The 6,592-nt window shown below is 68.6% G+C and carries 5 protein-coding genes; 3 read left to right on the plus strand and 2 right to left on the minus strand.

Features of this window, described 5'->3' with window-relative positions; all coding sequences use genetic code 11:
- Positions 1-279 precede the first annotated feature (279 nt).
- The 3 genes from IEZ13_RS47670 to IEZ13_RS40935 all read left to right on the plus strand — a co-directional run bounded on the left by IEZ13_RS47670 (position 280) and on the right by IEZ13_RS40935 (position 4,145).
- Entirely contained in the window at positions 280-1,914 is a 1,635-nt protein-coding gene (locus tag IEZ13_RS47670; protein WP_183226914.1) for a DUF3152 domain-containing protein, read from the plus strand.
- Positions 1,915-2,024: 110 nt separating this feature from the next.
- Complete coding sequence (gene moeZ, locus IEZ13_RS40930) at positions 2,025-3,206, plus strand: adenylyltransferase/sulfurtransferase MoeZ (protein ID WP_183226912.1); 1,182 nt, start codon at positions 2,025-2,027, stop codon at positions 3,204-3,206.
- A gap of 132 nt (positions 3,207-3,338) precedes the next feature.
- Positions 3,339-4,145, plus strand: coding sequence for a prenyltransferase/squalene oxidase repeat-containing protein (locus IEZ13_RS40935; protein ID WP_183226910.1), 807 nt, complete (start codon positions 3,339-3,341; stop codon positions 4,143-4,145).
- 15 nt (positions 4,146-4,160) lie between these two features.
- Here IEZ13_RS40935 and IEZ13_RS40940 read toward each other — a convergent pair whose 3' ends face one another.
- Both IEZ13_RS40940 and IEZ13_RS40945 read right to left on the minus strand, forming a co-directional pair.
- Complete coding sequence (locus tag IEZ13_RS40940) at positions 4,161-5,366, minus strand: hypothetical protein (RefSeq protein ID WP_183226908.1); 1,206 nt, start codon at positions 5,364-5,366, stop codon at positions 4,161-4,163.
- Entirely contained in the window at positions 5,366-6,544 is a 1,179-nt protein-coding gene (locus tag IEZ13_RS40945; RefSeq protein WP_183226906.1) for a glycosyltransferase family 2 protein, read from the minus strand. Before IEZ13_RS40945 ends, IEZ13_RS40940 begins: the two co-directional genes overlap by 1 nt.
- Positions 6,545-6,592 lie beyond the last annotated feature (48 nt).

Here is a 6,592-nt window from a genome sequence, read left to right on the forward strand (position 1 = left end):
GGCAGGCTGGCGCTTGCTATGGCAAACGCGACAAATGGCCCCAATGATCCGGACGCCGGCACCGGTCGGCGTGGCCGGGCCGAGCGTTCCCGCGCCGAGGCGGATCCCACGGCGCCCCCGGCCATGCCCGCCGCTGCCCCAGCCCGCCGGACACGCTCCGTGGCCGCCACGGCCAAGCCCACCGCGGACCGGCCCGCCCGGACCCGCCGCACCCCGCCGCCGCCCGCCACGCCGGAGCCGATGGAAGCGGAAGCGCCGGATCCGGCGGAACCTCCGGCCATGACCCGCGGCATCGTCGAACTCGCGGCCGAACGCCTCGCCGCCTCCCGGGCGGCCCGCGACCCGGAGCCGGAGCCGGAGCCGGCCACCCCCGCCGCCGACGACCCGATGGCGGCGCCCGGCGGCCACCCGAATTCGCGGGCGGCCGGAACCCGCCGATCGAGCCGGGCGACCGGTCCCGGCATCCGTGCCGTCCCCGGCGGCACCCGGCCCGGCACGGGCAACCGGCCACCGCCGGCGTCCCGCCCACCGACCGGCCCGCCGGAAGCCGTCCGCCCGCAGCCGGGCCTGTCCGGCGAGGACGGTCGGCTCGAGACGCCCGGCGCCCCGGCACGACCCGAGCCTCCGGACGAACCAGCGACCGTCGAGCGTCCCGGCGCCCACCGGGCCGAGACTCTCCCCGACCTGCCCGGCACTGGCCTGGAACCGCATGCCGGCCTCGCCGGTGTGGAGCCCCACGCCGAGTCGAACCTCCGGTATCCGCGGACGCGCAACCGCCCCGGGCTGCCGCCCAGTGTCCGTCTGCCCGCTGAGCTGCCGGACAACCTGTGGCCCCCGCCCGCCCTGATGGACCCGAACCTCGCCGGGAACCTCCACGTGCCGGTCCTGGTGCCCCCGCGGGCGGAGGAGCCGTCCCCGGACGAGCGGCGCCGGCCCACGGCCGAGGCGCTCCGGGACGAGGAACGCGAACCCGGCTTCCTGCCGTCCGTGCTGGCCCGCGGCGACGACACCGGATACGTGCCGGTGCACTCCCGGGACGACGACGCTCCGGCCCGGCATACGGCACCCCTGCGCCGGATCCTGCGCCGCCGGAGGGCCGTGCTCGTCGCGTACCTCTTGATCGTCGTCATGGTGTTGATCGCCGGCCATCAGCTTCGAGACCGGGAGGAACCACTCGTTCCCGGGCGGGAGGCCGCGCAGCGCGCGGCCGAACCGGCGGGTATCGGCCCGGCGGCCGGTCCGGTGCCGCCGGAGACCGGGGCCGAGCCGGTCGAGCCGGCCGCCGAGCCGGCCGCACCGGCCACGGGGGAGGCCGAGCAGGCCATCGGGGAGGACGACGAGCCGAAGGCGAAGGCGGGCGATTTCCGGTACGCGCGTGGCCGCGGCCCGATGCTGGGCACCGCCGGCGAGCTGTACCGCTTCCGGGTGGCGGTCGAGAAGATCGTCGACGACACGTCGGCCAGGGAGTTCGCCGAGGCCGTCGACGAGACGCTGAGCGATGACCGGAGCTGGGTCAACGACGGCCGGCTGCGGCTGCGGCGGGTGGCGAACGGCGGTGACGACGTGGACTTCACGATCTTCCTGGCGTCGGCGCCCACCTCGGAGGAGATGTGCGCGGCAGGCGGCCTGGCCACCGAGGGGTACACCTCGTGCCGGATCCCCGGTCAGGTGATCATCAACGCTGACCGGTGGGCCGACGCGACACCCGACTACGAGGGCCGGCTGAGGCAGTACCGGGAGTACACGATCAACCATGAGGTCGGCCACGAACTCGGGCACGGGCACGAGAAGTGCCCCGGTGAGGGCGAGAAGGCCCCGGTGATGATGCAGCAGACCTTCGGCTTGAAGGGCTGTACCCCGAACTCCTGGCCCTACCTGGGCGGCGAGCGGTACGCCGGTGAGCCGGTAGCCTGAGTTATTCCGCGATCCCGCATGTCGGGCCCGTGTCCAACGTCATGGATCAGCGCCCGCGAATCGAGCAACAATGGGCGGCGATCCTTACCACCGAACCCGGGGAGTGAATTGTGGCTCTGCCCCCGCTCGTCGAGCCGGCCGCCGAGCTGAGCGTCGACGAGATCCGCCGCTATTCGCGTCACCTGATCATCCCCGATGTCGGGATGGACGGGCAGAAGCGGCTCAAGAACGCCAAGGTCCTCGCCGTGGGCGCGGGCGGCCTCGGCTCGCCGACGTTGCTCTACCTGGCCGCGGCCGGTGTGGGCACGCTCGGCATCATCGACTTCGACACGGTCGACGAGTCCAACCTCCAGCGCCAGATCATCCACGGCGTCTCCGACGTCGGCACGCCCAAGGCCGAGTCCGCGGCCCGCAGCATCGCCGAGGTCAACCCGCTGGTGAACGTGATCATTCACAACACCGCGCTGGACCGCGACAACGTCAAGGAGATCTTCTCCCAGTACGACCTGATCGTCGACGGCACCGACAACTTCGCGACCCGTTACATGGTCAACGACGCCGCGGTGCTGCTCGGTAAGCCGTACGTCTGGGGTTCGATCTACCGCTTCGACGGTCAGGCCTCGGTGTTCTGGGAGGAGCACGGTCCCTGCTACCGCTGCCTCTACCCGGAGCCCCCGCCGCCCGGCATGGTGCCGAGCTGCGCCGAGGGCGGCGTCCTCGGCGTGCTGTGCGCGTCGATCGGCTCGATCCAGGTCAACGAGGCGATCAAGCTGATCACCGGCATCGGTGAGCCGCTCGTCGGCCGGCTGATGGTCTACGACGCCCTGGAGATGTCCTACCGCAAGATCAAGGTTCGGAAGGACCCGAACTGCGCGCTCTGCGGTGAGAACCCGACGGTCACCGACCTGCTCGAGGACTACGAGGACTTCTGCGGCGCGGTCTCCGAGGAGGCGGTGGAGGCGATCACCGGCTCCACGATCAGTGTCCGCGAGCTCAAGGACTGGCAGGACAGCGGCAAGGACATCTTCCTGGTCGACGTCCGCGAGCCGGCCGAGTGGGAGATCAACCGCATCCCCGGCGCGGTGCTGATCCCGAAGGGCGAGATCCTCTCCGGCGAGTCGCTGGCGAAGTTCCCGCAGGACAAGCAGATCGTCCTGCACTGCAAGTCGGGTGTGCGCTCGGCCGAGGCCCTCGCCGCGCTCAAGGCGGCCGGCTTCAAGGATGCCGTGCACGTCCAGGGCGGCATCGTCTCCTGGGTCAACACGATCGACCCGTCGCTGCCGTCGTACTGAGCGGACATCCTTCACACTGAGGAGTCATGATCTTGGCTCCTCAGTGTGAGGCTGGGGTGACAGAACCGGACCATTGCGACAGATGGTCGAACGTGTCAGCGAATCACAGATTCGGCGGGTAGTTTCGTGACCGTGGTCGATATCGATGCCGCGATCGGTTACGTCATGGCCCATGGTGACCCGGTCGAGCGCGCGCGCCTGTCATATCTGCGGACCGGTCAGCCGGCTACTCCGGAGATCATCGACCGGCTGTCCGACGGGCAGATGGTGGAGGGTGGCTGGCCCGCGTCGGCCGACGGCCAGGTCCCCTCGGTCGATGCCAGCTGCTTCCGACTCAGTGAGCTCGACGACCTCGGTGGCCTGCGGGCCGGCCCGGTCGCGGAGCGCGCGTTGCACTGGCTCGCCGGTGCCCAGCGCCCCGACGGCACCTGGCAGGAGCACGAGTCGCTGGCCGGCGAGGCCCCGGCCTGGGCGATGCCCGGCGATCCGGAGGCCACCCTCTACCTGACCTCGGTGGCCGGCTTCTGGCTGACCGCGGCGGCTGTCGAGACCGACCCCTACCAGACGCGCGGGCGCTACAACGATGTGCTCGCCCGCGCGGCCGGATTCGTCGCCTCCCAGTTGCGGCCGGACGGCTCGTGGCCGTCGTTCCTGGCGGCCGGCTGGCACGCCGCCGGGCTGCTCCACCAGCAGCAGTATTTCTACGAGTCGTCCCGGGTGCAGATCGTCCTCGGCGAGCGGCTGCCCGACATGGCCCCGGCCGACGTCGCCGCGATGGCGGCCGCTCTGCGCCGGGTCAACCTGGGCGACGACTGGCTGCTACGGAACGCGCGCAAGCGCCTGGGGGAGACCCAGCGGTCGGACGGCGGATGGGACAGCAACGAGGGCCCGATCTTCGACGTCAACGTCACCCTGACGGCCCTGCGCGCCTGCCGCTGAACCCTGTCGTCATGATCACTGCCGGCGTCGGCCGGATGATTTCGTCCGCTTGCTCGTGCTGGGAAGAGGCGTGGGCACATTCCGCGCGTCGTACAGGCTCAGCGTGGCGCCCTGTTCGTTCAGCTCGTGGGCGAACTGAACGAACATCGAGGTGTAGACCGACTCCGTCGGATTGCCCGCCGCCCAGTAGGACCAGTCGATACCCTCCGGGCGGTTCGTCTTGTTCTCGGCGAAGACGTTCACCAGGACGTCGTAGCCGTTCCCGCGGAGTGCCGTCACCTGATCGGTGATGCTCCGCAGCGTGGCCTGGCGCTCACGTGCGTCGACCGCGATCTCGCCACCGTTCTTGGTCAGCTTGTGCCGGTAGCTACCGACATTCAGCAGCACCTTCCGGGTGCCGAGCGACTGCGCCACCTGCTCTGCCGCGGATGCTGACGCGAATTCACCGGCGGAGATCACGGCCTGCCGGCTGTCGGCCGGGTCCGACGGATGCCAGGGGAAACCCTGCACACCCGCGAAATCAACGAGCGAATCGTCGATGAGGCGCGTGTAGGCGAGCAGTTTCGGCGTCTGATCGGTGCCCGCCTGGGTGCCCAGCAGCACGCCGGTCCGGACCTCCGGGAAGACGGAACGCTCAAGCCGGAAGTACCGGTTCACGTTCTTGGCGAAGTCGTCGGGGTCGCCGTTGTTGTTCCAGTACGGCTGCTCAGGCTCCGGGAACGGAATCCAGAGCCCCATCTGACGGTCGGAGACGCCGCGGTTCTTGAGGCGATTGAAGTATTTGGTGGTCCAGCCGTCGTACATACCGGTCGTGTACTCGTGGAAGTCGACGAGTCCCCATTCGGTCTCCGGCTCGACGATCACGACGGGCGTGATGTTCTGGGCGCTGAACTCCTTGAGCCGGGCGGCCATCGCGTCGGCCATCTCGACGGCATTCGGTTCGGAGATCGGCATCTGGGTGAAGATCATCATGCTGTCGGCGACAGCGGACCCGCACACCTGCTCGTACTCCGGCAATGCCGCCAGTTGCGCGTCGGCCGTCGGCTGCCTCTTCGGCGCCGGCTTGCCGGTGCATGCTGTCGCCGCGCTGGCCAGGGCGAGGCTCTGCCGCGACCGCTCGAACAGGCCGCTGCCGGTCAGATGCGTTATCACGATGTTGAACGTGCCCATCACCAGGGCCAGGAACAGGCACGTGGAGATCATTACGTCACGCTTCCGCATCAGACAGTCTCCCTAACAGGCTGGGCCGGCCGCACGGTGATGCCTTTTCGCTGCCACTTCTGCCACTCGACGCCTCGTGCGCGGATGCTGTAGGAGATTGATTTGAGCAGCGCAATGTACTCAATCCACACCAGGGCGTAGAAGATGATCCAGGTGAACGGGAAGAGCGGAATGATCCACCAGTTCCTCGCCCGTTCGGTGAACAGTCCGACAACCACGTAGAGGATGCCGATGAAGAGCGCGCCCAACAGCAGCGAACTGTAGTCACCGGTGACATAGCTGTAGAGCACGAGCAGGGTCAGGCCGACGGGTTCGAAGAGAAGCTGCAACTCCGCGAGCATCGCGAACGGCAGAGCGAACCAGGTGAGCCACATGCTGTGCTGCGCTCGCGTGGAGAAGAAGAGCTTCTTGTACTTCCCGAACGCCTCGAAGCGCCCCTTCTTCCACCGCAGTCGCTGCTTGAGAAGGCCCATGATCGTGCCGGCGCCCTCGGTGTAGCAGATGGCGTCGTCGGCGTAGACCGCCTTGAGGCCGTGAAAACGCGTCCGCAGCGACATCTCGATGTCCTCGGTGATGCTGGACGTATCGAATACGCCGATCGCGTCGAAGACGGTGGTCCTCCGGAAGGCGGCACAGGCGCCCCCGTAGATGTACTCGGCCCCCAACAGGGACTGGGCTCGCTTGGAGTAGAAGCCGAAGAGGTACTCCAGCTTCTGCAGGAGGTTCAGGAACCCCAGCTCGCCGCCGACCTTGACATTGCCGACCACGGCATCGACGGTGTCGTCCGCGAAATAGGAGACCAGGTTCCGCACCATATGCGGGTGCGCGATGGAGTCCGCGTCGACGGAGACCAGGATCTCGCCGCGGGCGTTCTCGATGGCGTAGTTCAGGGCCGTGCCCTTGCCGCCCTTCGCCTTGCTGAGGAACCGGATCGACTTGGTGCTGTTCGGGTTGTCCGCCTCATAGGCTGCCACCAGCGCCCTGACCAGCTGAGGGGTGCTGTCGGTCGAGCCGTCGTCGACGACCACGATCTCGATGTTGCGGTAATCGTTGTCCAGGATCGAGTTGATGGTGGCGGTGATGCCCATCTCCTCGTTCCAGGCGGGAACCAGGATGGAGACCAGGGGCTCGTAGGCGACTCCACGCCGCTTCCTGGCGACGCGCAGTCTCAGGGTCATTGCGTGCTGGTGTAACGGCTGGTCACGGCGTCGATGAGGTCGCGTGAG

It is taken from the genome of Actinoplanes campanulatus, assembly GCF_014647795.1.
GTDB classification, from domain to species: domain Bacteria; phylum Actinomycetota; class Actinomycetes; order Mycobacteriales; family Micromonosporaceae; genus Actinoplanes; species Actinoplanes campanulatus.